Source organism: Pseudoalteromonas sp. PAST1 (assembly GCF_021532515.1).
Taxonomy (GTDB): Bacteria; Pseudomonadota; Gammaproteobacteria; order Enterobacterales; family Alteromonadaceae; genus Pseudoalteromonas; species Pseudoalteromonas simplex.
On sequence record NZ_JAKGBH010000142.1, the window covers coordinates 1 to 1,009 of the forward strand.

General features: G+C 51.8%; 1 protein-coding gene. It reads right to left on the bottom strand.

The window, feature by feature from the left end:
* Positions 1-1,009, bottom strand: a 1,009-nt coding sequence (locus L1272_RS23070; protein WP_235374380.1) for an Ig-like domain-containing protein, incomplete at both ends; no start/stop codon positions are given.

A 1,009-nucleotide genomic window follows, 5' to 3' on the forward strand; every position in this document is an offset into this window, starting at 1 on the left:
GTGACGTCTAATGCATTTATATCAATCGCTGGCATGGTGGTATCAATGATACCTGTTCGTGTGGCCGTTCCATCAATGCCGTTTTCTGTCACGGTTGCGGTGACTGTAAAGTCGCCTTCAGCCAAAGCACTGCTTGCTGTGACTGTCCATGTTCCGCCATTAACCGTGGTGGTTAATGTTTCTGCTGGGTTGATACCATCATCAATTACCACGGTCACTACGCTGCCATTGACCGCATCACTGGTGCCGTTAATCGTCGGTGTCGTATCATTGGTTTCGCCAATGACATTAATCGTGATACTTGGTGCGGTGGTATCCAGCACCGCGGTGTCATTAGCGGTTGTTTCATTCCCCGCAGCATCGGTGATACTGGCATCAATGCTGATGCTGCCATTGTTTAATGGGATTGGTACATCTGCTGACCATGTGCCATCTCCCAGTACCGTGGCTGTAAAGGTATAGGTGTTTGTGCCGTCTGAAACACTTAAGTTAACCACACTGCCCGCCGGCTCATTGCTGGTCCCACTGATTGTTGGGGTATCGTCGTTGATGGTACCCAAGCTGTCTATCGCTAAGCTCGGTGGCAAGGTATCGATGCTGCCACTGCCTGTATCGGTGCCAACGTTACCTGCCGCATCAACAATCGTTGCTGTCACGGTATAAGCGCCATCAGGCAAGCTCGGTGCTGTGGCTTGCCACGACCCATCGGCTTGCACTGTGGCTGTGACGGTATGTGTATCGCTGTTGCTATCCACAATAGATAAGCTCACTACCGTTCCTGCTGGCTCAGTAGAGGTGCCCGTAATAAGTGGCGTGCTGTCATTACCCAAGCCAGTGTCGTTAACCACCACCACTGGGGTTGTGGTATCAATAGAGCCTGTGGCATTGACCGTCGTTGGGTTACCCGCTTCATCACTAATTGTTGCTGATACAGTGTAGCCACCTTCGGCGAGTCCATTCGGTACTTCCACGCGCCAATCACCGCTACTGTCAACGGTTGCGGTCAGTG